The organism is Dyadobacter sp. SG02 (assembly GCF_900109045.1).
GTDB lineage: Bacteria > Bacteroidota > Bacteroidia > Cytophagales > Spirosomataceae > Dyadobacter.
Map to the genome: position 1 here is coordinate 593,115 of NZ_FNYL01000002.1, position 25,572 is coordinate 618,686.

20 protein-coding genes are annotated in these 25,572 nt (G+C 53.4%); 11 read left to right on the plus strand and 9 right to left on the minus strand.

Going from position 1 to position 25,572, the window contains the following annotated elements; genetic code table 11:
- Nucleotides 1-43: 43 nt before the first annotated feature.
- From BMW93_RS06020 to BMW93_RS35670, 5 genes are all read right to left on the minus strand, one after another.
- Nucleotides 44-439, minus strand: a complete 396-nt coding sequence (locus tag BMW93_RS06020) for a DoxX family protein (RefSeq protein ID WP_090374290.1) — start codon at nucleotides 437-439, stop codon at nucleotides 44-46.
- Complete coding sequence (locus tag BMW93_RS06025) at nucleotides 439-879, minus strand: YHS domain-containing (seleno)protein (RefSeq protein ID WP_090374291.1); 441 nt, start codon at nucleotides 877-879, stop codon at nucleotides 439-441. Before BMW93_RS06025 ends, BMW93_RS06020 begins: the two co-directional genes overlap by 1 nt.
- A 16-nt stretch (nucleotides 880-895) precedes the next feature.
- Nucleotides 896-1,363, minus strand: a complete 468-nt coding sequence (locus BMW93_RS06030; RefSeq protein ID WP_090374292.1) for a YHS domain-containing (seleno)protein — start codon at nucleotides 1,361-1,363, stop codon at nucleotides 896-898.
- Between the two features lie 71 nt (nucleotides 1,364-1,434).
- Nucleotides 1,435-2,337, minus strand: a complete 903-nt coding sequence (locus BMW93_RS06035; protein WP_218147665.1) for a spondin domain-containing protein — start codon at nucleotides 2,335-2,337, stop codon at nucleotides 1,435-1,437.
- A gap of 14 nt (nucleotides 2,338-2,351) precedes the next feature.
- Nucleotides 2,352-2,720: a spondin domain-containing protein gene (locus tag BMW93_RS35670; protein WP_218147666.1), complete on the minus strand. Its 369-nt coding sequence runs from the start codon at nucleotides 2,718-2,720 to the stop codon at nucleotides 2,352-2,354.
- Nucleotides 2,721-2,858: 138 nt separating this feature from the next.
- Between BMW93_RS35670 and BMW93_RS06040 the strand changes: the two genes are divergently transcribed.
- From BMW93_RS06040 to BMW93_RS06075, 8 genes are all read left to right on the plus strand, one after another.
- The gene (locus BMW93_RS06040; RefSeq protein ID WP_090374293.1) at nucleotides 2,859-3,563 is read left to right on the plus strand and encodes a response regulator transcription factor; all 705 of its coding nucleotides are present in this window, start codon (nucleotides 2,859-2,861) and stop codon (nucleotides 3,561-3,563) included.
- Nucleotide 3,564: 1 nt separating this feature from the next.
- A complete protein-coding gene (locus tag BMW93_RS06045; protein WP_090374294.1) occupies nucleotides 3,565-5,031 on the plus strand; it encodes a HAMP domain-containing sensor histidine kinase in 1,467 nt (488 codons plus the stop codon).
- An 82-nt stretch (nucleotides 5,032-5,113) separates the two neighbouring features.
- A complete protein-coding gene (locus BMW93_RS06050) occupies nucleotides 5,114-6,961 on the plus strand; it encodes a chloride channel protein (RefSeq protein WP_229240222.1) in 1,848 nt (615 codons plus the stop codon).
- A gap of 72 nt (nucleotides 6,962-7,033) precedes the next feature.
- Nucleotides 7,034-7,609: a hypothetical protein gene (locus tag BMW93_RS06055; RefSeq protein WP_090374296.1), complete on the plus strand. Its 576-nt coding sequence runs from the start codon at nucleotides 7,034-7,036 to the stop codon at nucleotides 7,607-7,609.
- Nucleotides 7,610-9,739, plus strand: coding sequence for a cation:proton antiporter (locus BMW93_RS06060; protein WP_229240223.1), 2,130 nt, complete (start codon nucleotides 7,610-7,612; stop codon nucleotides 9,737-9,739).
- A 95-nt stretch (nucleotides 9,740-9,834) separates the two neighbouring features.
- Nucleotides 9,835-10,806 carry an aldo/keto reductase gene (locus BMW93_RS06065; protein ID WP_090374297.1) on the plus strand — a complete coding sequence of 324 codons (972 nt, stop codon included), beginning with the start codon at nucleotides 9,835-9,837 and terminating at the stop codon, nucleotides 10,804-10,806.
- Nucleotides 10,807-10,845: 39 nt separating this feature from the next.
- Nucleotides 10,846-11,658 carry an AraC family transcriptional regulator gene (locus BMW93_RS06070; protein WP_090374298.1) on the plus strand — a complete coding sequence of 271 codons (813 nt, stop codon included), beginning with the start codon at nucleotides 10,846-10,848 and terminating at the stop codon, nucleotides 11,656-11,658.
- 153 nt (nucleotides 11,659-11,811) lie between these two features.
- Nucleotides 11,812-12,408, plus strand: coding sequence for a dihydrofolate reductase family protein (locus BMW93_RS06075; RefSeq protein ID WP_090374299.1), 597 nt, complete (start codon nucleotides 11,812-11,814; stop codon nucleotides 12,406-12,408).
- Between the two features lie 135 nt (nucleotides 12,409-12,543).
- Here BMW93_RS06075 and BMW93_RS36120 read toward each other — a convergent pair whose 3' ends face one another.
- The gene (locus BMW93_RS36120; RefSeq protein WP_090374300.1) at nucleotides 12,544-13,119 is read right to left on the minus strand and encodes a collagen-like protein; all 576 of its coding nucleotides are present in this window, start codon (nucleotides 13,117-13,119) and stop codon (nucleotides 12,544-12,546) included.
- Between the two features lie 265 nt (nucleotides 13,120-13,384).
- Between BMW93_RS36120 and BMW93_RS06085 the strand changes: the two genes are divergently transcribed.
- From BMW93_RS06085 to BMW93_RS06095, 3 genes are all read left to right on the plus strand, one after another.
- The gene (locus BMW93_RS06085; protein ID WP_177194022.1) at nucleotides 13,385-16,558 is read left to right on the plus strand and encodes a metallophosphoesterase; all 3,174 of its coding nucleotides are present in this window, start codon (nucleotides 13,385-13,387) and stop codon (nucleotides 16,556-16,558) included.
- Nucleotides 16,559-16,719: 161 nt separating this feature from the next.
- Nucleotides 16,720-17,625, plus strand: coding sequence for an AraC family transcriptional regulator (locus tag BMW93_RS06090; protein ID WP_090374302.1), 906 nt, complete (start codon nucleotides 16,720-16,722; stop codon nucleotides 17,623-17,625).
- Between the two features lie 101 nt (nucleotides 17,626-17,726).
- Complete coding sequence (locus tag BMW93_RS06095) at nucleotides 17,727-18,929, plus strand: epoxide hydrolase family protein (RefSeq protein WP_229240224.1); 1,203 nt, start codon at nucleotides 17,727-17,729, stop codon at nucleotides 18,927-18,929.
- A 69-nt stretch (nucleotides 18,930-18,998) separates the two neighbouring features.
- On the opposite strand, the gene BMW93_RS06100 is transcribed toward BMW93_RS06095, so the two are convergent.
- The 3 genes from BMW93_RS06100 to BMW93_RS06110 form a co-directional block, all read right to left on the minus strand.
- Nucleotides 18,999-20,786 (minus strand): M43 family zinc metalloprotease, encoded by a 1,788-nt coding sequence (locus BMW93_RS06100; RefSeq protein ID WP_090374303.1) that lies wholly within the window; start codon nucleotides 20,784-20,786, stop codon nucleotides 18,999-19,001.
- Nucleotides 20,787-20,892: 106 nt separating this feature from the next.
- A complete protein-coding gene (locus tag BMW93_RS06105) occupies nucleotides 20,893-22,401 on the minus strand; it encodes a RagB/SusD family nutrient uptake outer membrane protein (protein WP_090374304.1) in 1,509 nt (502 codons plus the stop codon).
- Nucleotides 22,402-22,419: 18 nt separating this feature from the next.
- Nucleotides 22,420-25,551 carry a TonB-dependent receptor gene (locus tag BMW93_RS06110; RefSeq protein ID WP_090374305.1) on the minus strand — a complete coding sequence of 1,044 codons (3,132 nt, stop codon included), beginning with the start codon at nucleotides 25,549-25,551 and terminating at the stop codon, nucleotides 22,420-22,422.
- Nucleotides 25,552-25,572: the final 21 nt, after the last annotated feature.

The window sequence follows — 25,572 nt, forward strand, 5'->3', positions numbered from 1 at the left end:
GGACAAAAACAATGCCCGTTTTAGCGAGATATGGGTCTATTTGTTAATCGCGGGAGCGCATGCCCGAGATCGCGCTGCGATGCCGGAAAACGAGGATCAGGCAGGTAACGAGCACGATCAATGCCATAACAAAAAGCTTGCCCGAGTCGTTTTGCACGACGATGCCCAGGCGGGTGAGGTGCATGAAAACGGCGCCGGTCATCACGCCGATGCCGATCAGCGCGCCGTAGGCGGTCGTGCGGGGGATCAGGATCAGGACGGAGGCGATCAGCTCCAATACGCCGACGAATATACGTCCCCAGGGCTCCATGCCCACGGTCGAGAAAATGTATACCGATTCCGGCGCCGCCGAAAATTTGAAATACAGGGTCTGTAACATGATCGCCGCCGCTATCAGCCGCAACAGCCACGACCATTTCCGATGTGTTTGCGTGTTCATCACTGCTTGTCTTTGATCAATGGCCATTGTGTATCCGCTTTTTCGATGAATTCTTCCCGTTTTTTCGACCAGTTGTTTTTGACTTTCATATTGTAATTGAAATACAACTTATCGTCCACGATCGTCCAGGTTTCCGCTTCGGTAGGCGCTTTATGGCCTTCCGAAGTCCCGTAGGCGCAGTAGCCTCCATACTGCGGCACATACCTATCCGGGGCCGATCTGAATGCTTCGAGATTGGCGCGACTGGCAAAGAGCCAATCCGCATCTTTGTAATGGAAGGTAAGGCTGTCGGCGCCTTCAACCGGCTTGGCGTCCTTGAAAAACGCGACGACATCATATCCTTTGATCGCCTTTCCTTTCGGGGCGAAAATTTCGGATTTCTGGGCAAATGTTACCTGGCCTGCCAGCAGCATCGCGGCAGCGGTTAGTACTTTGTTCATAGTAATGCAGGTTATTTTAAGGTACAAACTTTACCCAGTTTCGGTCGGCCTGTGTTTTCAGGCGGGCCTCGTCCTGGTTCCAGCTTTTGAGGGTGTTGTTGAAATATTTATTGTAAAAAAGATAGAGCTTGCCGTCGAGCACCTTGAACGTCTCCGGGTCGATCTCCACTTTTTCACCTTTCTTGCCCATGGCATAGGCGCACCAGCCGCCGAACTGCGGTTCGTAACGTGCGGGATTGCGGGCGAACTCGTCCTTGTTCTGCTTCGAAGCGAAACGGTAGTCGACGCCATTGTAATTCGCCGAGAACTCTTTTTTGCCTTCGATGGCTTTGTTCATGGTAAAATAGGCCACCGGATCAAAACCTTGTATCGCCAGGCCGGACGATTCGAGATTATACTGTTTTTTGCGGGCCTCCGGTGTTTGTGCGAAGGCAGTGCCTGCCATCAGAAGGAGCAGCAGCAGGATCGTGATTGGTCTTTTCATTATCAATGTATTTCAATGTAAATCAATGCGTCCTGCGAGAACCTGGGTCCGCGCAGGACATTGTTCGTGGGTTATTGCAAGGTGACTTTAATGATATTGTTGATCGCCGGAAGCGTCGTGAATTTATTCGGATTCGGTACGGGGCCGATCGCTTTGCTTTCGTTCAGCGGCGTGCCGGCGAGATTGAATTGGGTGATGCCTGCGCCGGGGAACTGGTCGACGGCCGTTCCATTATCGTACAACCCGACAGAGCCCGAAACATCGCCGCTCGCATTACCGTCGATATCGTTGCCGCTCGTTGCGAAGAACCAGTCGTTGGAAAAGCCGTACATGGTAGCAATGGCAATGCGGTCGCCGGATGCGAGTGTGAGCGGCTGTGAAACTTTGCCCCCTGCATTCCCGCCGATTTTGGGCAATAATACCGTGCTTGCGGGTTCTTTGAGCACGTATACGTTTTTAATACCCGCTTTCATTTTCAATGCGGCTGCGAGTACGTCGGCATTGCCTTTCTGTGCGAGGTCCTTCAAGCCTTCACCGCGGTCGTTTTCCCCGGATTTGAAAAACGGATTTTCACTACCATTGTAAACCACCACTAATACGGGCGAAAGCGGCGTAAAAATGCCGGTTTGCGACGTAAGCCAGGTACTCAACGGAGCATTGTCGCCCGCTTCGGCAATGCGGGTCAGCGCTTCGCTGGTGGCTTTGCCTTCGGAGTAAAGGGGCTCGGGGAGGAGCAGATTGCCGCCGGCTACGTACGAAATGGCCCATACGCCGGGGCTGAACGGCGTTTCGTTCGCCGTACCGCCCGACTGGTTTTTAATGGTAATGGTAAACATCGAGTTGCCGTCGTAGGCGAGCGAGACGTTCATGAGCTGGGAGGCTGGCAGGAACGCGTGGCCGTAATCGTCCGTACCCGTTACCTCTTTGATATTGTGCGGTGTGGCTTCGGCCCTGCCCGGGTGCGTTACGCTCATGCCGGGCGCCTGGTTCACGCGGGAGCCGTTGTCCCAGAGTTTGATTTGCGCCGAAACGTCGCCGTAATGGGTGTGCCATTGTCTTCGTATAATTTAATACCCGGATTGGCGGGCGCAAAAAACAGATCGTTGCTCCAACCGTACATGGTTGCGAATGTGAGCCGCTGGTTTTTAGCGGCCGAAAACGAGAAGGAGACCGATTGTCCGGGCAATATCACCGGTGGTGTGCCGGTACCTTTAAATGTCCCCGATTGTACGAGCGGTTTGCTGTCGAGGACGTTTTCGATGGTAAGGGTTTTGGCGGCAGGCTGCGGGTCGTGGTCTTCGGTGCAGGCTCCGAGAACGAGGGCGGTCAGCGACAGCCCGAGCAGTGTTTTCATCATGTCTGTTTCCTTTTTGAATGTTTGGATGATGCAAAACAACAGACATGGTATCCCGGTGGCGTCACGGAATTATAACAAAAGTATCACAGCGGCATTCCGCGCTGTTTTATTTGTAAACTTTGCAGAAAATCAGCGGATATGGACACCAAGAATGTGCTGATCGTCGAGGACGATACCAACATTACGGAATTGCTTTCGATCCACCTTTCCGATCTGGGATGCAAGGTGGTTTCGGAAAAAAACGGTCAGAACGGCCTCGCGCGGGCACAGGACGGCGCGTTTGACCTCATTATACTCGACGTGATGCTGCCCGGCCTGAACGGTATGGAGATTTGCCGGAAAATCAGGCAGGCCGACCGGCAGACGCCGATTATGATGCTCACTGCACGTTCGGAAGAGATAGATAAGGTAATGGGCCTCGAAACCGGTGCCGACGATTACCTCACCAAGCCGTTCAGCGTGCGGGAGTTCATCGCGCGGGTACGGGTGATATTCCGGAGAAGCGAGGAGAAAGCGCGGTACGCCGCGCCCGTACCGCAGCTGATCCGCATTGCGGGGCTCGAAATCGATATCGACAAGCGCAAGGTAATGCTCCGCGGGGAGCGGCTCGATTTGTCGCCGAGGGAGTTTGAACTGATCGTCCTGCTGGCCTCCAATCCGGGAAAGAGTTACAGCCGCAAGCAGTTGCTGAGCCTGGTGTGGGGCTACGATTTCGAGGGGTATGAGCATACGGTCAATACCCATATCAACCGGTTGAGAGGGAAAATCGAGACCGACGCTTCCAACCCTGTTTTTGTATTAACCACCTGGGGCATTGGCTACCGGTTTAACGAAGATCTGTGAAATGTCAGTAAGAACCATCGGGGGAAACCTCCTCTTCTGGAAAATAAGCGGCGTTTTCGCCAGCCTGCTCATTATCCTCGGGATCATATTCGTCATGATCGCTTCCCGGTTTTCGAAGTCTTATTACATGACGGCCCACCAGCAGTTGTACGGCGGTATCGCCCAGCATTTAGCCACATTTACGCAACCCATTAAAAACGGCAAGCCCGATACCACCGTCACCCACGACATTATCCATTCCACGATGGTGGCCAACCCGAGCGTGGAGGTGTACCTGCTCGATACGCTGGGGAACATTACCGACTACGTGGTACCCGAAGCGACCGTACATATGAAGAAGGTCGATATGGCGAAAGTGCGGGAATGGCTGGCGTCGGACGACGGCAAACCGATGGGCGACAATCCGAAACATCCGGGCGAGGCGAGTATCTTTTCCGTGGCGCCGGTGCTCGAAAACGGTGTGAAGGTCGGGTATGTGTATGCCGTGCTCGCGAGCGAGTCCCAGAAGCGGATACTCGCCTCGCTCAACGACGACCTGAATTTCAGGCTGGCCGCCTACATTTTTTTCGCCGCATTGCTGGGGGCATTTGTCGTGGGCGTGGTTACATTCTTTCTCATTACCGACAGTATTTGCAGCATTGCGGGGGTGGTGAAAAGGTTCAGGGATGGCGACCACGCGGCCCGTGTGCACGGGTATGCGCAGGGAAACCTGGGTGTGCTTACCTCCACATTCAACGATATGGCCGACGTGATCGTCGGCAATATTGAAAAAATCACCGCCACCGACCGGCTCCGGCAGGAGCTCATCGCCAACGTTTCGCACGATTTGCGCACACCGCTTTCGATCATGCAAGGGTATGTCGAGACGATGATGATTAAAAAAGATGCGCTCTCTGAGCCGGAGAAAGAGCGGTATATGTCCATTGTGCAGGAGGCAACCCGCAGGCTTTCGGGGCTGGTGGACCAGTTGTTCCAGTATTCGAAGCTGGAAGCGAATGTGGTTTCGGTAGAAAAAGAGATGTTTCCCCTGGGCGAACTGCTTTCGGACATTCTCGGAGCATATCAACTGAAAGCGGACGAACGGAATATCCGGCTGTCGTTGGAAGCGGCGGCCCCGTTGCCGCCGGTCTTTGCCGATATTGCACTGACGGAACGGGTGTTCCAGAATTTACTCGACAATGCATTTAAATTCACACCCGACGGCGGTCAGATTACCGTGTACCTTACGGAGGCGGATGATGGGGTCAAAATCAAAGTGGCCGATACGGGGGTAGGCATCGCGAAAGCCTACCAGGAGCAGATTTTCGAACGGTACAAGCAAGCGGAAATGTACCCCTCGGGCCAGAAAGGCACCGGGCTCGGCCTCGCGATCGTCCGGAAAATCCTCGAACTGCACCAGACGACCATCGATGTAGTGAGCGACAGCGGGAAGGGGGCCGCTTTTGAGTTTGTCATGCATCGGGCCTAGGTAAACATTGCCCGGCCCGGATTTTTACCTTTACTTTACGGCTAACCGGCGCATAGTGTAAAGGAGGACCAAGCTGATTATTGTGAAACAGGCGACCATCAAGAAATTCCGTTCATTCCTGAAATTCAAAAGAGGATTGACCGCATATAGTTTAAGGAAGTTCAAGCTGTATGAAGTGGTGATCTTTTGGCTTAAAAGCATCCTTACCCGGTCGCAGTTTTTGATTTTGTCGGGGGTACTGGTGGGTTGCAGCGCGGGGTTGGCGGGCGTCATCCTCAAATCGCTCGTGCACGCGATCCATAACCTGATCACACACAGGGTGCATTTCGAAACGCAGGTCTTCTTTTATGCCCTGTTTCCGTTCCTGGGCATTGTACTCACTTCCATTGTCGTGATCCTGTTCTTCGGCGGCAACGATCGCAAGGGCATACCGGCAATCCTGCACGAGATCGCCCAGAATTCCAGTATCGTCGCGCCGGTGAAAATGTATTCGCAGGTTATACAAAGTGCTATTACCGTGGGACTTGGGGGTTCTGCGGGGTTGGAAAGCCCTATTGCGGTGACAGGGTCGGCGATCGGGTCCAATTTTGCGCAGGCCTACAAGCTCGATTACCGCGAGCGGACATTGCTGCTGGCCGCCGGGGCTACGGCCGGGATCGCGTCGGCATTCAATGCACCGATTGCCGGGATGATGTTCGCGGTGGAGATCCTGCTCACGGGCGTGGTGTTCACGGACTTTATACCGCTCGTACTGGCGGCCGTTTGCGGAAATGTGCTTTCAAGAATGTTGCTTAATGAAGAGACCCTGTTCCATTTCAGCAGCCGGAATCCATTCAACTACCATAACCTGCCTTTTTACCTGGTACTAGGTATTTTGTGTGGACTTTATGCCCGGTATTTTGTGGTGATCGGGCATCAGGTCGAGCGGTTTTTTGCCAACCTGAAAGGCGGAAGGCTGCGAAAGGCGATGATAGGAGGGGCGTTTCTTTCCACGCTTTGCGTGTTGTATCCGCCGCTTTTCGGGGAAGGTTACGAAACCGTCAAGGCGCTGGTGAACGGGCAGGCAGGCGAGCTGATGAAAAACAGCTTTTTCGGCATTGTCGGCGGGCAGCGGTGGGCGGTCGTGGTGTTCCTCACGATCGTGTGCCTTTTGAAAGCCTTTGCGAGTTCCATTACCATTTTCAGCGGCGGAAATGGCGGTAATTTCGCGCCCTCGCTCTTTGCGGGCGGCACGCTCGGGTTCGTGTTCGCATTGTTCTGCAACTTCATCGGCATTGCCGACGTGCCGGTGGCCAACCTCGTACTGGTAGGCATGGCCGGTGTGATGAGCGGCGTGCTCTATGCACCCCTGACGGCGATATTCCTGATCGCCGAATCGAGTTCGGGGTATGACCTGTTTATTCCTTTGATGGTGGTAGGCGTGATGTCGTTCCTGATCGCCAAATGGTTTTCGGCCATTTCGCCCGATTTGAAAAGACTGGCCGACGAAGGGAAGATATTTACCCGGGAACACGACCGGAACCTGCTCTCGCAGCTGAATACCCTGGATTTTATCGACCGCGACGTGCCGGTGGTGAATATCGACCTGCCGTTTGAAAACTTTGTGGATGCATTGCACGAAAACCGGCATAACCATATGGCCGTCGTGGATAGCGAGGGGATTTTGCAGGGCATTATCATCGTCAGTGAGCTGCATCCCTACCTTTTTGCCCCGGGCGGCGAACCCGGTTTGTCGGTCGCTACTTTTATGCGCCAGCCTCCCGCGACCGTCGCCGAAACGGAGCCCGTTGCCAGGATCATCACTAAATTCGACCAGACCGGCTCCTGGTATTTGCCGGTTACCGATCCCGGCGGACGTTACGTCGGTTTCATTACCAAATCAAGATTACTCGACCGCTACCGCGGCCTGCTCCAAGCGCATTCGGGTTGATTTTGCCTTTGTTTAAAGGAATACTTTTTTAACTTGGCTGGCCATAATCAAGGGAACCTGAACTTCATCCTTATGGCATTTTACAAATACCTTCTTGCTTTACTTCTATTCCTGGGCCTTTTCTGGGGTTGTCAGGATAAGGAAAGAGCCCATGAGCTCGACGTTCGCGAACAGGGCATACTCGCGCGGGAGAAAGAATTTGCCATCAAAGAGGCGGATTACCAGTCGCTGCTGCGGATGCGCGACAGCCTGCTTACGAAGCGCGATACGGCCGTTGCCATCCGGCGCTGGCCGGAAGATATCGCCGGTTTGTGGAGCAGTAAATCAATTTGCCGGGAGTCCAATTGCAGCGACTACGTGATCGGAGACCAGCGTTCCAACACGTGGGAGTTCGTGAGCGACTCTACCGGGCTTTATACCCGCGTGATCAACAACAACAAGGTCGTGCGCGTGTTTTCGGCGAAGTTCGACAGCACCAGCATTCAACTGCACTATGCCAGCGACAGTTCGGCGAGCAAGAACCTCGAATTGAACGTCGAGCTGAGCCGTGACAGCAGGAACCTCATCAAGGGAATGCAAACGACGGGCATCGATAAATCCTGTACCGCGAAATTTTCCATCGAGCTGAACCGCTTAACCAACCGCTAGATGATGCCGCTGCTCAACATCCACATCGGCAGTTTACCGATCGAAGACCCGGTACTGAAATTCCTGCTCGAACTGATTATCATCCTCGGTGCGCCGCTGCTGCTCAATAAAATCAAAGTCCCGCATTTGCTGGGCCTGCTCATTGCCGGGGCCGTTGTAGGGCCCAACGGCCTGAACCTCCTTTCCCGCGATAGCAGCGTGGTGGTGACCGGTACCACCGGCCTGTTGTACATCATGTTCCTGGCCGGGCTCGAAATCGACATGGGCGACTTCAAGAAGAACATGGGCAAGAGCATCACTTTTACCGTGTTCACATTTGCCGTTCCTTTTATCCTGGGTCTGATAGGCGGGTACTATGTGCTGCATTTCCCGATGCTCACGTCGGTGCTGTTTGCCAGCCTTTTTTCTTCGCATACCCTCATTTCCTACCCGCTCGTGAGCAAGATGGGCGTCGCTAAAAACCTGTCCGTCAATATCACAGTGGGAGGGACGATGCTTACGGACGTGCTTTCGCTGCTGGTACTGGCCGTGGTGGTGGGTATGACGCAAGGCGAGGTGAATAGCGCATTCTGGCTTAGGTTAGGGCTTTCTGTCGTGGGATTCAGCCTGGTGGTATTGTTTGTTTTTCCAATTATAGGAAGATGGTTTTTCAAGAAAGTCGATGATAAAATCTCCCAATACATATTTGTGTTGGTGATGATCTATCTCGCGGCTGTACTGGCCGAGCTGGCGGGTATCGAGGCGATTATCGGTGCTTTCTTCGCCGGGCTTGCGCTGAACAGGCTGATCCCGCACACGTCTGCGCTCATGAACCGCGTGGAGTTTGTCGGTAATGCCATATTCATCCCCTTTTTCCTGATCAGCGTGGGGATGCTGATCGACTTCACCGTGTTTTTCAAAAGCCTGGAAACCCTCGTAGTTGCCGCGGTAATGCTCGTCGCTTCCATTGGCGGGAAGTACCTGGCGGCGATATTTACGCAAAAGACGTTCAAGCTGACGAAGGATGAGGGCATGATCATTTTCGGGTTGAGTTCGGCATCGGCGGCGGCAACGCTGGCGGCGGTGATGGTAGGCTACAACATTATCCTTTCAGAAACCGAAACCGGCGAGCCGGTCCGTTTGCTGAGCGAGCACGTGCTCAACGGGAGTATTTTGCTGATACTCATTTCCTGTACGATTTCGTCGTTTGTGTCGATGTCGAGCGCGGCGAAAATTGCGGAGGCGGATAACGAAGCCACGGCGTCGGGTGCGAATCCGGAATCGGAAAATATTCTCATTGCAGTGAATTATGAAGATGCGGTGGAGAAGTCGGTGAACCTCGGTCTGCTCATCAAAGCAGCCAATAACAAGAACCGGCTGTTCGCATTGAATGTGATCAACGACGAGAAGAACGAGTCGTCCGTCAAAAATGCGGAGAAAACGCTTCATACGGCGGTAACAACGGCCGCGGCAGCCGACGTGCATATCCAGCCGCTGACCCGGTACGACAGCGATGCGGCAACGGGCATCAGCAATGTGATCAAGGAACAAAAAATAACCGACCTGATCCTCACATTGCAGCCCGATACCGGCCTGACGCCGTCTTTCGTTTACAATCTCACCAACGGCTATTTGCAGAATGAGAATGTAAATACGCTGATCTACCACTCGGCGCAGCCGATTTCAACCATCAAAAAATACATTGTTTTAATCCCGCCCAGGGCGGACAAGGAACCGGGCTTTTTTCATGCATTGCTGCGTGTCTGGAACATAGGCAAGTCGTCGGGTGCGGAAATGGCTTTTTACGCCAGCGCGCCGATCATCGGTATCATCGAGCGGGTCGCGAAGAAATCGGCCATTGAACTGACCCTGCATACCATCGACTACTGGGGCGAAGCCGAGCAGGCCGCCGCCGCGATCGCGGCCGACGAAGGACTGATACTGTTCATGGCCAAACGCGGGATGGCCTCATTTTTCCCGCGAATGGGCCAGTTGCCCGACTTTCTGAACCAGTATGCCATGGAAAACAACTTCCTGCTCATTTATCCATTCTCCCAGCAGAATGCGGACGAAACTGAAAAACGGTCTGTCAGCAACCACGATGATTTCGTAGAGATCGGACGGATGATCTCGAAGATTTTCCCGGGGTAGGGCTGATCCGTACAGACAAGTTATTTGAGCCGTGGAGGAAATCAGCGGGGGGCAGCGGTGCGCCATCTTTGTATTGTTTAAAAATCAACAAAAAGATGACGACTATAACCAAAATGAACCTTGGCCTGAACGGGCCGCTCGTTTCCAAACTCGGACTAGGCTGTATGCGCATGTCGCCCGTATGGGGAAGCAAAGGCAATGATGAATCCGAAAGCATTGCTACCATTCAAACAGCACTGGATAATGGCATTAACTTCCTGAATACCGGCGACTTCTACGGTGCCGGCCATAATGAACTGCTGGTGGGAAAGGCTATCAAAGGCCGTCGCGACGATGCATTCGTGAGCGTCAAGTTCGGGGCTATATTTTATAATAACCAATGGCTGGGACTCGACCTGCGCCCGGTAGCCATTAAAAACTTCATCAACTATTCGCTGGTGCGCCTGGGGATCGACACGATCGATCTTTACCAGCCGTGCCGGCTCGACGGCAGCGTTCCGGTGGAAGAGGTGATCGGTACCATCGCCGACCTGATTACCGAGGGAAAAGTGCGTTACCTGGGCGTTTCCGAGATCACCGCCGAGCAACTGCGTAAAGCGCACGCCGTCCATCCGGTAACCGCATTGGAAATAGGGTATTCGCTCGCCGACCGGCAGATCGAGCAGGATCTGCTGCCGACGGCCAAAGAACTGGGCATTGGCGTGGTAGCATTCGCGAATACCGCCGAGGGACTTCTCACCGGCGAATTGACAGCCCCGCTTCCCGCAGGCAGCTACCAGCATCATTTTCCACGTTTCCAGGGTGAGAACCTGATCAGGAACCTGGCGAAGGTTGAGCTATTGAAGCAAATGGCCTGGGAAAAAGGCCACACGCCTACACAACTCGCGATCGCGTGGGTGAATGCGCAGGGCGAACATATGATGCCGCTCGTGAGCATGAGCCGCCGGACGCGCCTGCCCGAGAATATGGAGGCCATGCAAATCCGGTTCACCGCAGCGGAAATGGATGCGCTCAATACGCATTTCGCGCCTGGTGCTATCGTGGGCGGCACTTATCTTCAACGATAGCGGAGGTTACTTTCGCCCAGCTTTTAATATCTTTATAGCGTGACTAATCCAACTGAAATACTGCCCGGACTTATCTTTTACTCCTACCTCTCGAAACAGCGGAAGGACAAAGTGGCATTTATGGAACACAATACACTGGTATTGCAGGTTTCGGGCCGTTTTTCACTGGAAACCGCCTCGCAGAAGATCGGTATGGGTGCGGGGGAAATGCTGCTCATTCAAAAGAACCAGCTGGGCGAAATTACCAAAACACCCGTGGACGGCGAGGATTATCAAACGGTGGTGATATGCCTGCATGAGGACATGCTGCGAACGATAGCGCTCGAAGAACAGGTAGAGACGGGGCACAAGTATACCGGGCCACCGAATGTGCTGGTGCCGGTCAACGACTTTCTGCGCGCATTCTTTCAATCGATCATCCCGTACGTGCGCAACCCGGACGAAACGCTGACCGAGCGGCTCGGAATGCTCAAGGTGAAGGAAGCGGTGCATTTGCTGATGCATGCGATGCCGGAGCTGGAAGAGCTGTTGTTCGACTTCTCGGAACCTTACAAAATGGACCTGGAAAAATTCATGGTCAGCAATTTTCATTACAATGTCCCGGTTGAGAAGTTTGCGCGGCTTACCGGCAGGAGCCTGGCGGGGTTCAAACGCGACTTTCAGCGGATATTCGGCATGGCACCCCGGCATTGGCTGCAAGAAAGAAGGCTCGCCGAAGCCCGGTACCTGATCGAAACAAAGCATAAGAAGCCCTCGGCGATCTACCTCGACCTGGGATTTGAAAGCCTCTCGCATTTCTCGCATTCATTTAAGAAGAAGTACGGTAAGGCGCCTACCGAGTGGGTGGTTTAAAGTTGCCCCCGGCGAGGGGTGCCCGACCAGGGGTGCCCGGCCAGGGGCGCCCGGCGAGGGACGCGATTAGCCCCCACTTTTGGCAGGTTTGCACCCGCTTTCAAATGCAATGACCGTGTACTTTTGTTGTATCACTATTCAAAACACAAAGACATGGGAAAGATCATCGCTATTACCCAGCTTTCAGTGGACGGCGTCATGCAGGCGCCCGGCGGGCCCGACGAAGATAAAGACAGCGGGTTCAGACACGGCGGCTGGTTTATGCATTACGGGGACGATCTGCTGCACAAGATCATCGGCGAAATCATTTCCGGCGAATTTGAATTGCTTCTCGGCCGTAAAACATACGATATTTTTGCTTCCTACTGGCCGCTCCACGACGACGACCCCATCGGAAAAGCATTCAACAAAGCGAAGAAATACGTTGCCACCCGCACCCTGGATCACCTTGACTGGCACAATGCGCAGATTGTGGAGGATGTGGTTAAAGAAATAGGCGAGCTGCGGGCGTCGGACGGCCCTGACATTCACATTTGGGGCAGCAGTAACCTGTTACAAACGCTGATCTCCGCCAGGCTCGTCGATGAACATCGTCTGTGGATCGCTCCGGTGGTGCTGGGCGGCGGAAAGCGGCTGTTCGAAAATGGCGTACCTGCGGGCGGCCTCGCGCTGGTAGATACGCAGGTTACCTCCACGGGCATGATTATCAATACCTACCGGCCGGCTGGGGCGTTGCCGGGAGACGCCTAGTCGGGGGCGCCCAGTCGGGGACGCCTAGTCGGGTACGCCTAGTCGGGTACGCCTAGTCGGGGACGCCCGGTCGGGGGCGCCCAGCCAGGGAATTTGAGCTACGTATAGTGACATCCGCACAGCAACCGGGCCTGGCTAATCAGTCAGGCCCAGTTGCTGTTTGATCAGTGTATAATTTTTCAAATCGGCGATATTAACCCGTCCCTTCTTGTCTGGCGGGATGATGATCCAGCGAAATTCGAGGTCGAAATCGATCGGCGTGAGCCTTGGGGCGTAATAAGTCACGTCGAAGTTAATGCTCCCGGCCTGATTTTGAACCTGCATGAAAAAGCCAAGCGTCAATTCCTCATTGCTGGCAGGCAGGGAAAATACGACATTCGGTCGGCCCTCATTACGGTAATAAGCGATGACGAGCGCGCTGTCGAGGACCGCCTGGGTGATATTGGCGTCGGGGCGCGTGACCGAGAAATAGGTGGAATCCCCGCGCTGCCAGGCCGTATTGGGTACCTTCACCCACGGCGATACGATCAGGTTGGCCGCTCCTTTCGGTCCGGCTGGGCCTTGTGCGCCGTTTTGGCCTGGTGTTCCCTGCGGGCCTTGCGGGCCTGCGGGGCCGACGTCGCCGTCGGAGCCTTTGCAGGCGATGAGTACATATATTAACAGGAATATCCAGAGGCAATTTTTGCCGGGGAGGGGTATCGTTTTCATCATTGGTTCGAGGTAGGAGGGGTACTGGCAAACGTTTCGAAACGCATGGGCAAACAACAAGGTTTACCACCTCGCTTCTTCACAAGAAAAGGGAAGCGAGCACGGACGGAGGCGGGGTAAAAAAACAGTTGTAACTGTCTGATAATTAGGATTTAATATGAGTAAATATATTGAATTTAATTTGGATATATAAAGAAAAAATAGCAATTTTTATATACAATTATTTGCATATCCAAGTCCCTCTTCTTCCATCTTAAACCTGATGCTTATGAGACCGATTCTATCAGTGCTCTCATTTTGCCTCCTGTTGTTTTCGGTGTCTGTTGCGCAGACACCCGTGATAACACGCGGCCCCTATCTGCAAATGGCCTATTCACAAAAACTCAATGAATTCGCGGCGAATGCATCCGTGACCGTCCGCTGGCGTACAAACGTCGCCACCGTCGGTCGGGTAGTTTACTCCGCGGAACCGGAATATGAGTTACTGGGGCAAGGGTCGCCTATCGTGGAGGAAGCCGCAGCGACCACGGAGCATAAGATCACGCTCTCGGGCCTCAAAGCCGATCAGCAGTACCGCTATTACATCGGGGCCACGGTGGTGTCCCAGCTTCCGGTGATCCTAGAAAAATCTCCCGACCACGTTTTCAGGACGCCGCCGCTTCCGGGCACTAAAAAGAAGACCAAAATGTGGATTCTGGGCGATTTTGGCTACTCCGCACCCTTTCCGGCAGCACCCAACCGCCAGGATAGCGTCATCGACGCGTGGAAGGATTTCATGGCTGTAAACCAAACCGGTCCGATGGATCTCTGGCTCTGGCTGGGCGATAATGCTTACGAGCAGGGAAAGGAAGAGCAATACCAGGAGCATATTTTCAATAAAACCAAGTCGCGGTACGACTTTATGTTCAGGCAAACGCCATTCTACGCCACGCCGGGTAACCACGATTATTACGACGGGACTGTCGACGTGCCCACGCTTAACCAGACGAGGGCCAATAAAAACATTCATTATTATAGTGTAGTCGAGAACTTTACGAATGGGGAAGGAGGGGGAGAGCCTTCTGCGACCGAGGCCTATTACTCGTTCGATTACGGCAATATCCATTTCATCAGTCTCGATACCTACGGATTTGAAAAGCTGGGCGATGATCCCTCGAAGATCCTGATCCCCACCAGCGTACAGGCGCAGTGGCTGAAAAGAGACCTAGCCAGGGCCAACGCGAATCCGGCGACCAATTGGGTGATTGTTTTCACGCATATGCCGCCCTTCACGGGTGGTTCGCATAATTCGGACGCAGAAAGTGACCTGATTCAGATCCGGAACAATCTCGTACCCATCCTGGACGCCTACAAGGTGGACCTGGTGATAGCGGGGCACAGCCACGGGTACGAGCGCTCACGCCTCATGCGCGACCATTTTACCACTTCCACCAATTTCGTGATGGCTACGCACAACCCCGCGGTAGGCAGCAATGCGCAGGGCAACGGGCGCTATGACGGAACAGCCAATTCATGCTTTTATTACAAAAACAGCGCTGCCGCGAAAAACGAAGGCATTGTATATGTGGTGAACGGAGCCGGAGGGCGGGCATTGGAAGAGGTCGTGGGCAGTAACCGGAGGAACCCCGAGCTGGCGGCGCGGCTAATGGCTTCTTCCCATTTTTTCGTAGGCGGATCGATGTACCTCGAAGTAGAGGGCAAGCGGCTGACAGCCAAATATATCAGTGCTAAAAAGCAGGTCCTCGACCAGTTCACGATTTTTAAAGACCTGGATGGTTTCACCGTGCCGGAAACCGACGATGTTACCCGCACGGCGATCTGTGAATGCACGGACGCCCAGCCCGGCAGTGATAATTTCACGCATTATGTCGATAACAAGGGTAACCTGCTGCTGTCGATCAACAAACACGACCTGAATATCGGCAAGGCCGGGGTGACGCCTTTTGATGTAAAACTGGGTGGAAAACCCGGAAGAACGGAAGTAGGCGCGCTCGGCCCTGCTACCAACTACGTGCGATCGGACAGGCCCCGGTCGTTCAGCTCCAACTGGCGGGTGATGAACCGGTATTGGTCGGTCAAACCCAATCCCGAACTGACTGGAAAACAACAGGTAACTGTGCGGCATTACTACACGGATTCAGACCTTACCCATCTCCGGTTCAACGACGGGGCTTACGAGCATATCGGGCATTTCAGCCTCCGGTTCTTTAAAATAAATAGTTTGACCACGAATTATAACCTCGACCCCCGGAACGGCGTCCACAATACCATCAAGGCGGCCGCCGATTTCAACAAGGATGGCATCTGGTTGTACGACGTCAAGCAGACCGATGTTACCGACCAGCAACCTACTCCGCTGGAATACAAGTGGCGGTACGGGTTCAACCAGCCGGAAGTGTTCTTTTATCCTGCCCAATCCTTTCCATTCTATTCGGGCGAGTTTGTCGTGGGGCGGTTGAATGGCGGAGGCGGTATAGGCGGCCAGGTTTACAACCAGAATCCCCGCGGTAGCGTCGTCGTACTGCACGCGGGCAGCAACTGGCGCTTTTTTGCCAGAGGCACAGTGCCTCCGGACAATGGGATATTTAACTGGAAAGGTGGTCAGGACCCCGACGAGCTCAATGTGGAAGACCCGCCGAACTATGATGACGAGGGAAACTGGCCGACCGGCCCGGCACCTTTCGGCTATTCCCCTAACCGTGAAGACGGGGAGAAAATGCTCATCCCCGCCTGCCAGGCCGAACTGGATTGCTACGAGTACCGGGGACGCAACTCCACCTTGCGCGAAGGCTGCCTTACTACCCCTTGTGCCACCCGATGGACGACTACGTATTTCAGGAATTCGTTTCGCATGAGCTCGCAGCATATGGCCTACCATAAATCGGTCATTATCAATTATAAAAGAGACGACGGGATCGTTATTTATATCAATGGGAAACAGCTGGCCCCAGGGGATCCGAATATCACCGCTAATCCCGTTCTCTTTTCAACTTTCGCAGGCAATGCCAATCCGGAATATCCCTGGCAGACGATCGTCGTGCCGAACGACGGAAATTTTTTCCGGCTTGGACGGAACACCATCGCCGTGGAGCTCCACCAGACCAGTGCGACCAGCTCGGATCTCTATTTTGATATGGACATTACATTAAGCCCCGATGTGTTGACGGTACCGGCGCGCGTCGCGGCAATGCGGGACGTCCAGCGCGTAACACCGGAATTTGTTTTGTATCCCAATCCCGCCGACCAGGACAGGGTCATTTTCGACACGCCGCTGGAATACGAGACCATGCGCATTACGGACTCGAAGGGTGTGGTACGGCGTTACCTGTCCACACCGGGTACTTTGAAAGAGCTGGATATTTCGGGGCTTCCTGCGGGTATTTTTATCCTTTCGAGCGAACACAAAGGCAAGGTGCGGCATTATAAAGTGATTAAGAGATGAAGGCTGGCCGGCGTGCCGGATGAGCATTATCGTCCGGCCACGTCGGCTACAACGGCCGAAAACAGTTCATAAAGCATTTCGTTGGTTTCTTTTCGCTATTTTGGCGGCCCGGTAGGTTTGGCCTGCCGCGCAACGAACAGGAACATAGAAACCAGCTCTTTATGCAGAAAAAATTCAATCTGAGGTCCTTCAATCTGTACGAGTTTCTTAAACATCAGAACGCCTATGGCTTCAATGTTCCGTTTTTCCTCGCCGACAGGCATACCTACCAAAACGCCCATGTGAACTTCCCGTTCCGGACATTTACGTTCGGGTTGGGCATAACCTACACGGGTGAGGGAGATGTGTTCAAGATCGGTAGTACGGACTACCTGGTGACTGAATGCTGCCTCACAACGGTCGGGCCGGGGATGGTTTGCCAATGGACGGGCAATTACACGGCCGAGCACGACACGGTTTATTTCACCGAAGAATTGTTCGAGGGGATGAAAAACAATGCGTTTCTGCATTCGCTTCCATTCTTTTTCCACGGTGGCAGGCATGTAATCAGGCTGTCGGACGAGCAGACGAGAAAAATGGCCGCATTGTTCGGTTTGCTGAAAGAATTGAAAGACGACAAAAGCGCTGTGCCCGGTATCGTGCATTCGCTGCTGATGCTGGCGGAATCTTTTCACGTCGGGCGGAGTGGCGTGCACCCGGACGGGAGCATTTCCGAAGAAGCTCCCAACCGCATTTCCAACGGCATCTCCAACCGTGAAAAGATAGCGCAAGCGTTCCGGAAATTGGTCGCGGAGCATTTCCCCGAGCATAAGGAGGTGGCTTTTTACGCTACCGAATTGCATATCACCCCCAAATACCTCAGCGAAGTCTTGCAGGCTGAACTAGGCAAACCTGCCAAAGCATTTATCGACGAATATGTGGTGATGGAGGCCAAAAGCCTGCTGAAACAGACGTCCTTGTCGATCCAGGAAATCTGCTACTGGCTGGGCTTTGAGGATGCTTCGCATTTCAACAAGTCTTTCAAAAAGCTGACGAACACCACGCCTACCGAATATCGGAAGAGCTGATTTGTACAGCGGAGTTTTGTACTATCTTTCCCGAAATCCTTCCTAACAGCACGCGGCTTTGCGGCGGTACCTTTGTTTCATTCCAAAACAAACAGGACGCCATGAAAAAACTCCGCATGCTCTTTTTCAAAATGCTCATTCTGAGCCCGATGATCACCTTTTCACAAACCAAAAAAATCTCAACTATGAAAAACATGGAGGTATTTAAAGTATCGGTTTCACAACAAGTACTGGACGATTTGAAAAGCCGCTTACAGAACACCCGCTGGCCGGGCGAAGCGGAAGGTTCGGGCTGGCATTTCGGTACCAGCGAGGCCTATTTGAAAGAACTCGTACAATACTGGCTCACCAGCTACGACTGGCGCAAGCATGAAGCCGAACTCAACAAATACCCACAGTACATCGCCGATGTGAATGGGGTGAAGGTTCATTTTCAATATATTAAAGGAAAGGGTAAGAATTCTAAACCGCTAATTCTTACGCACGGCTGGCCCGACAGCTATTACCGATTCCACAAGCTGATCCCGCTTCTCACCGAAGGCGAACAGAGCTTCGATCTCGTGATCCCGTCCATTCCGGGCTTCGGATTTTCGGCTAAAACGGCCGTGACCAGCGAGGCCGTCGCCGATTTGTGGAAAGAACTGATGACCGGAAATCTCGGTTACGATAAATTCTACGCGGCCGGCGGTGATGTGGGCATGAGCGTGACCAAAGCATTGGCATCCAAATACCCCGACGTGGTGGCCGGCGTACATTTCACCGACATTGGCTATCCGATGGGCCAGGAAGACCCCGCTACGATGACCGAAGCCGAGCAGCAGTTTGCGCAATTTGTACAGCAATGGTGGTACAGCGAAGGTGCTTACGCGATGGTACACGCCACCAAACCGCAATCGCTCGCCTACGGATTGAACGACTCGCCCGTCGGGCTGGCGGCGTGGATCGTGAGCTTTGGCAATGCAGGCGCTTCGCCCGAAATCCTGGAAGCGGCATTCGGCGGCAGGGATGCATTGCTAACCAACATTATGATCTACTGGACGACACAGACGATCGCTACTTCGGCCAGAATGTACAAGGCCGATGCCATCGCCCAATGGAGCGGTGCGCAGCCATTGCAAAAATCGAAGGTACCGGCCGGCGTGGCGCTGTTCCCCCGCGAGGCGCAGTTCCCGAAAGAATGGGCTGAGCGTTTTGTAAACGTCGTGAGCTTCCGCAAAATGGAAGAAGGCGGGCATTTCGCAGCGCTGGAAGTGCCGGATATTTTCGCGACCGAGTTGCGGAGCTTCTTTTACGGTATTGATTGATAAAAGGTAGAAAGGGATTGTTTGATGCCGGCGGCGAGTTTCAGGTGAACTCGCCGCCGGCATTTTTAGCTATTTTTTTATGATCTTTTTGGAAACCGTGGTTCCATTTTCCATCGTTACGCGCACCACGTACAGGCCTGCGGGGAAGTGTTTGGAATCGATAGAGCGTTGGTTTTTTGCTGAATGCACAATCACGCCGGTCGTATTGATCACGTCAATGTCCCAGTTTTGCGAGACGCCGCCGATGGTGATAGTATGCTCCGCTGGATTGGGACTAATCGTAACCTTTTGTATTTCGGGTAATCTGACGGACACCGTTTTGGAATAAGCATAACTGCCATCCGTATCGACCTGTTTCAGGCGGTAGTAGATCAGGCTCGTTGGCAAATCGGGCAAATCTTTAAACTGGTATTCCGAAAGCCCTGCTGCCACCCGGAAAGGTTCTTTTACCCGTCCGCTCGCCCGGAATGTTTTGGCGTCGATAGCCGATTCTATGTCGAAATAATCATGCATTACCTCTAACGACGTGGCCCAGCTGAGCATTACCTGATTTTGTTCCAACAGCCCGGCTTCGAACCGGACGAGCGTTACCGGCAGCGCACCGACGGTTACCAAAGCCGGTACCCGCACGTCGCTGGGACAGTCCGAGCGGAGGCAGGAGGCGTAGTAGGTTTTGGATTCTTGCAAAACCGGCGTGATGTAGCTGCTGCCGGTTCCCAGATGGTTCCCATTCGCCGGGGCGTCGTACCACTGTAACAATCCATTGCAGTTGGTCGCAATGAGCGTTGCCGAAGTTCCTACTGGAATATTCAATGGGGCAACGACCGGGTCGAGGCCTTTGCTGTTGATCAGCCCGGAACGCAACGTTTCGATCGCACTTCGCATTCGGGTCCGCTGGCCGTCGGTGAACTGTGACTGGCAACTGAAATTGTTGTAACCCATGTAGTTTTTGAGGACGTTGCCGTATGGAGCGTTGTTGTTGCACGCATTGAGCGGGTTAGGGTTTCCGGGACACAGGTAGTTGGCGCTTTGGTTGATAGGCTCCGTATCGCAAACGTTATCGCCCTGTCCGGCGCAGTTGTCGTTGAGCGGGCATTCTATTGTACCCAAATCGCCTTCGCCAATTCCCCGCGAGAACGTGTGCCCCAGGAACATCCCATGTCCGAATTCATGCGCAAGCAACTTCGTAGTGAAGTAAGGCGCCACGATCAGCACACCGTCGGTGGGTGACGCACCTCCGGTAGGGTACCCCGCCAAGCCGGAGGCCTGATCCATGTAATTGACAACCCACACATTGTAATATTCCAGGTTACTCCAATAACCCGCCGCATAAACCTGGTCATACGGCAGTCCGGCACCGCCGGGCCCGGTGACGCCGTATGATGTGTAAGCTGCATTATTGGTGTAAATCCTGTCAATTCCCGTGGTAGGCGTGCATTGGGGCGAGCGGACGGCCAGCTTGAACTGAATCTGGGTATCCACCCCGTCGGATTCTGTGAACTGGTTTCGGAATGCCTTGTTCAGTTCGGCGATTCCTTCATGAACCTGCTGGTCGGTCAGGAGGGAATATCCGATGGGTTCCAGGATGTGAACAACCACCGGAATGGTGTAAACCTGGTCTGTGGCGTCGGTACGGTGTGCTTTGGCGGAGGCCATGTAGGCCTTTAACCGCTTTTGGGCGTCGTCGAAGATTTGTTTTTGGGATTTCGAAAGAATTAATTTCTGATGTTGAGGCGTAGAAGAGCAAATGGGGCTGACTGATGGTTGGGCGTGTAAAACGGCGACCGGAAGCCATAATGCTGCAACGATTACAAAGCAGCAAACCCCGACGGGCAAAGGCCTGGTAATGTTTTTCATGGTACGAATGCTTAGGGTTCACTCTGTAACGAATTCTATATTAAATATAACTAAAAATAGCCGACCCAAGGAGCCGGCTGTTTGCATTCTAACCATGAATTTTCAATTAAAACCCGGGGTTGTTAGGCAACAAATTCGGGTTTACGTCGGATTCCTGCCGTGGTACGGGGAACAGCAGTTGCTTTTCGGAGAATGTGGCACCGAAAACGGTTTTGTGGCCCACGAAATTGTCCCAGGCACCGGTCACGTCGTTACGCACTTTCCGGGTTCTGAGCATGTCGAACCACATTTTGTTTTCAAAACACAACTCGAAATAGCGCTGCGACCATACTTCCTGCTCGAATGCGGCCTGGCTCAGACCTGAAACAGGCGCCAGGTTTGCACGTGTGCGTATCGCGTTCACGTACTCGACCGCTTTCGCGTTGGGCGTACCTTCCGCGCGGTTGGACGCTTCCGCGTACATGAGGTACACGTCCGCGAGGCGGTACAATGTGTAGTTCAAATCGGATTTGATCGTGTTCGTGATCGCATTCGCATCGAACCATTTGTAGATGTACGTGTTCTTGAACACCACAGGCTGGCCGGTTTTGGCGCTCGGGGCCGTGGTGTAGAAGAACTGCTTTTCTTCCACGCGCTTATCGCCTTTCGGGAATGATTTGATAAACTCGGGAGTAGGGTAAACCGAACCGTATTCATCCGCATATTTCGAAATACCCGAGTAGTTCGGGATCGTCAGCGGGGTGAGCGGGTTGGTGAGCGGTACGCTGGCGGCGTATTGTACCTGGAAAATGAATTCGCCCAGGTTCTTGTTCGCCGGGTTGATCATATCGGTGTAGTTCTTGAAAAGCGAATAGCCACCTTTCTGGATCACATTCAGCGACCGTTTCGCCGATTCGGCATAGTACTGCTGGCCGCCGTTGATCGCCGCGCCCGCGTAGGTCAGATACACATCCGCGAGCAGCGATTCCACTGCCGACATCGATACATTGCCCGTCGTATTCGACCAGGGTAGCGTCGAAGCTTCGGCCGCGAGCAGATCGGGGATGATGATCTTGTCGTAAATGTCCTTGGCAGGCGTACGCGCTACATTCAGGTCAAGGTCCTTGGGAGGGGCCGTAATGGCTGGAACCGCGCCGTACATCCGCACGAGGTAGAAGTAGTACAATGCACGCAATGCGTGAACTTCCGCGAGCATATTGGTTTTCGCCTCGTCGGTCAGCCCGGCCGCATTGATGTCCGGAATGCTTTCCAGGGCAAGGTTACAGGCACCCACACCGAGGTACATTTGCTGCCACCAGGTATCGAAGTAAAACGATGTATTCGTATAGCCCAGGTTCTGGTAGTTTATGAATCCGGTCTGGCCGAGGTCGCTGTTCGCCTTACCGGTCATGAATTCAAGCAGATTGTAGGTATTTCCACCGTAAGAGGCAGGTTGCCCGGCCAGAAGGCCCTGCAAATTGACATAGGCAGAATTCGCGTAAGCCCGCGCCACTTTGCTGCTGGATGCCTCCGAATCGGGCGTCAGGAAGCCTGTCGGGTTCTCTTCGAGAAAATCCGAGCAGGAGCCCATGGTCAGCAGTGATGCCGCCAGCATTATATTTTTCAGCACTTTCATATCTTTTGTAGTTGCGGTTTAAAAAGTAAGTGTCAAGCCCACGTTCCAAACCCTTGGACGGGGATTGGCGAAGAAATCCAGGTTTTGCGAGAACGACGTGTTGGCCCCGTAGCCGGTGTTGAAAGTATCCACCTCGGGGTCGTACCCACTGTATTTCGTGATCACAAACAGGTTTTGAACACTTGCATACAGGCGCAGACGGTCGATTCTCAGCTTTTCAAGAACAGGATCGTTGAACGAGTAGCCGAGCATGAAGTTCTGGCCGCGGATAAACGAGCCGTTTTCAACCCACCAGGTATCGAAATGCGAATCCTGCGCGAATTTGTAGTTACGCACCTGGGAAATCATCGTATTCTGATTATCAGGTGTCCATCCGTTCAGCACGGTAGCGAGGCTGTTCGCGATGGTTTGCCTGTCCTCCGTCGAGTGCTTGAAAGTCGCCGCGGTATTGAGGCCTTCCACAAAGCGGATATTGAACGAGAAGTCCCAGCCTTTGTATTTCATGGTGCTGTTGATGCTACCCGTCCATTTCGGCGTGGTTCGGCCGATAATGCTGTAATAGTTGCTTCCGTCGGCATTGTAGACGTACTTTCTGTCGCCCGGTTTCAGGTTGTGCTCTGCCGCGAGGGCTGCTTCGTCGGTGCTGTAAGTTCCGAGCCTGGTCATACCGTACAACGAACCGATCGGCTGGCCTACGCGCAGGATATTGGTCTGGCCGAGGAAGTTGGGGCCGGGGAAAATGTCGGCATTACCACGGTTCAGTTTCAGGATCTTGTTGACGTTGGCAGCGAAAATGAAGTTGGTCGACCAGGAAAAGTTCTTCGTTTCAATATTCGTCGTATTCAGGCTCACTTCAAATCCGGAGTTTCTGACCGAACCTACGTTTTCGTACACGTTTGCATTCACCTGGCCGGCCGACCATGGGATAGGCGCTTGGAGCAAGAGGTCCTTGGTAACACGGTTATAGTAATCCACCGTCAGGTCGATTTTTTCGCCGAGACCCAGTTCAACACCCGCATCGAACTGCAATGATCTTTCCCATTTCAAATTAGGGTTACCCAGATAGCTTGGTAGCAAAGTCGACTGCAATGCACCGTTGAGAACTGTGCTGGTAGCGTTGGTAGTACCTGGCTGAATTTGCGCAATGGATTGGTACTGACCGATTTCCTGGTTACCCGAGAGCCCGTAGCTCGCGCGTACTTTCAGATTGGTGATCGTTTTGTTGCCTTTCAGGAAGCCTTCTTCCGACACGCGCCATGCGGCACCTACCGACGGGAAAAACGCATATTTGTTGTTCGCTCCGAATTTCGAAGAACCATCGTAACGACCCGTCGCGGTGAAGAGGTACTTTTCGTCGAGGTTATAGGTCGCGCGGGCAAAGTAAGAGTTCATGGCCCATTTGTAATCAGCTGATGTAGAGGAGCTTCTTACGGAGCCGGAGCCGAGCGTGTGCCATTGGAAAATGTCATCGATAAAGTTCTGGCTTTCAACGAAATCGGTCTCCTGGTTGTACTGCTGCCACGATGCCCCGAGCAATGCGGTGAACCGGTGGCGCTGGTTGATCGTCTTGTTCCAGGTCAGGTAGTTTTCCGACTGCCAGTAGGTATTCAAAAAGCCGCGGATGTTTGCAACGCCGCCCTGGTCGGCCGACAGGTGGGCCAGATTTTGGGAAGAGAAAAAGTTGTTTTTCTGCGATTGCAGGTTAAATCCGAGGTCGGTTTTGAAATCCAGGTCTTTCGCGATGTGGAACAACAGATAGGTATTACCGAGCGATTGAAGCGTGTTATTGATCGTGTACCGGTTGTGGGCAATGTTCACCGGGTTCGGTCCGCCTTCCAGTCCTGCAATGTCGTTATTACCGGCCCATGTGCCGTCCGGATATTTCACCGGCAGGATAGGCACCTCTTCCGACACCATGCGGGGCACATTTAACCCGCCATTATTGTCGGAAACCAGGCGCTGGCGGCTGTCGATCAGCGAGAGGCTTCCACCGACTCTCAGCCATTTATTGACGTCGGTATCCACCGTGAACCGCAGGTTGTAGCGTTTGAATGCAGAAGTTACCATCAAACCGTTCTGGTTCAGGTAGCCCAGCGAGAGACTGAACAGCGTTTTATCGTTTCCGCCCTGGAAATTGAGGGAATGGTTAGTCGAAATGGCAGGTTTGTAGGTCTCTTTTTCCCAATTTGTATTGTACAATGGCTTATCGTTCGCATCGAACAGCCGGGGGAAATTGGTGTGGTTCAGCGCGGCGGGAGGTGCCCAGGTGCCGCCGGTCGGGTCAAATTTCGTACCGTTCGCATAAGCTTCATTATACACCTTTACAAACTCGTCCGAATTCAGTGTTTTCACGTGGCGGTACAAGTCGCTCACGTTGACATTACCGTCGTAAGAAACCTTCATCTTGCCCGCACGGCCGCGTTTGGTGGTGATCATGATCACACCGTTCGCACCCCTGGCCCCGTAAATGGCTGTCGATGAGGCGTCTTTCAGTACTTCGAGCGAGGCAATGTCGTTCGGGTTGATCGAGTTACCATCCACACCGATCACGCCGTCCACGACGTAGAGCGGGTCGATATTGGAGTTGATGGAGCCGATCCCGCGGACGCGTACCTTAGCCGCCGCACCGGGCGCATTGCTGTTCACGCTCACCTCGACACCCGCAATTTTGCCTTGCAGCGCCTGGGAAACGTTGGGTACCGGCTTGTCCATCAGCTGTTCGCCTTTAATCGTGGCCACAGCGCCGGTAAGGTCCGATTTGCGGACAGTACCGTAACCGATTACGACCACCTCGTTCAGCGCTTTCGCGTCCGAACCGAGCTTCACATCGATTACCGACTGGTTGCCAACAGTGATTTCCTGGCTCGTAAATCCTACAAAGCTGAATACCAGTACGCTGGATTCATTGGGGACGTTGATCTGGTAATTACCATCGGCATCTGTGGAGGTACCGACGCCCGTGCCCTTGATGAGCACGTTCACACCCGGTAGCGGAGAAGAATCCTTAGGGTCCGTTACCTTACCGGTAATTTTCCTGTCGGCGGGAGCGCCGGCGTTCGCGCAGAGCGAAATCAGGAGCAAAAGATTTAGCAGGATTATGCGCATAATCCCTCCCGACCGGTTGACGGGCGGTTGTACATAACTTTTCATGTAGAAATTAGTTAGTGTTTA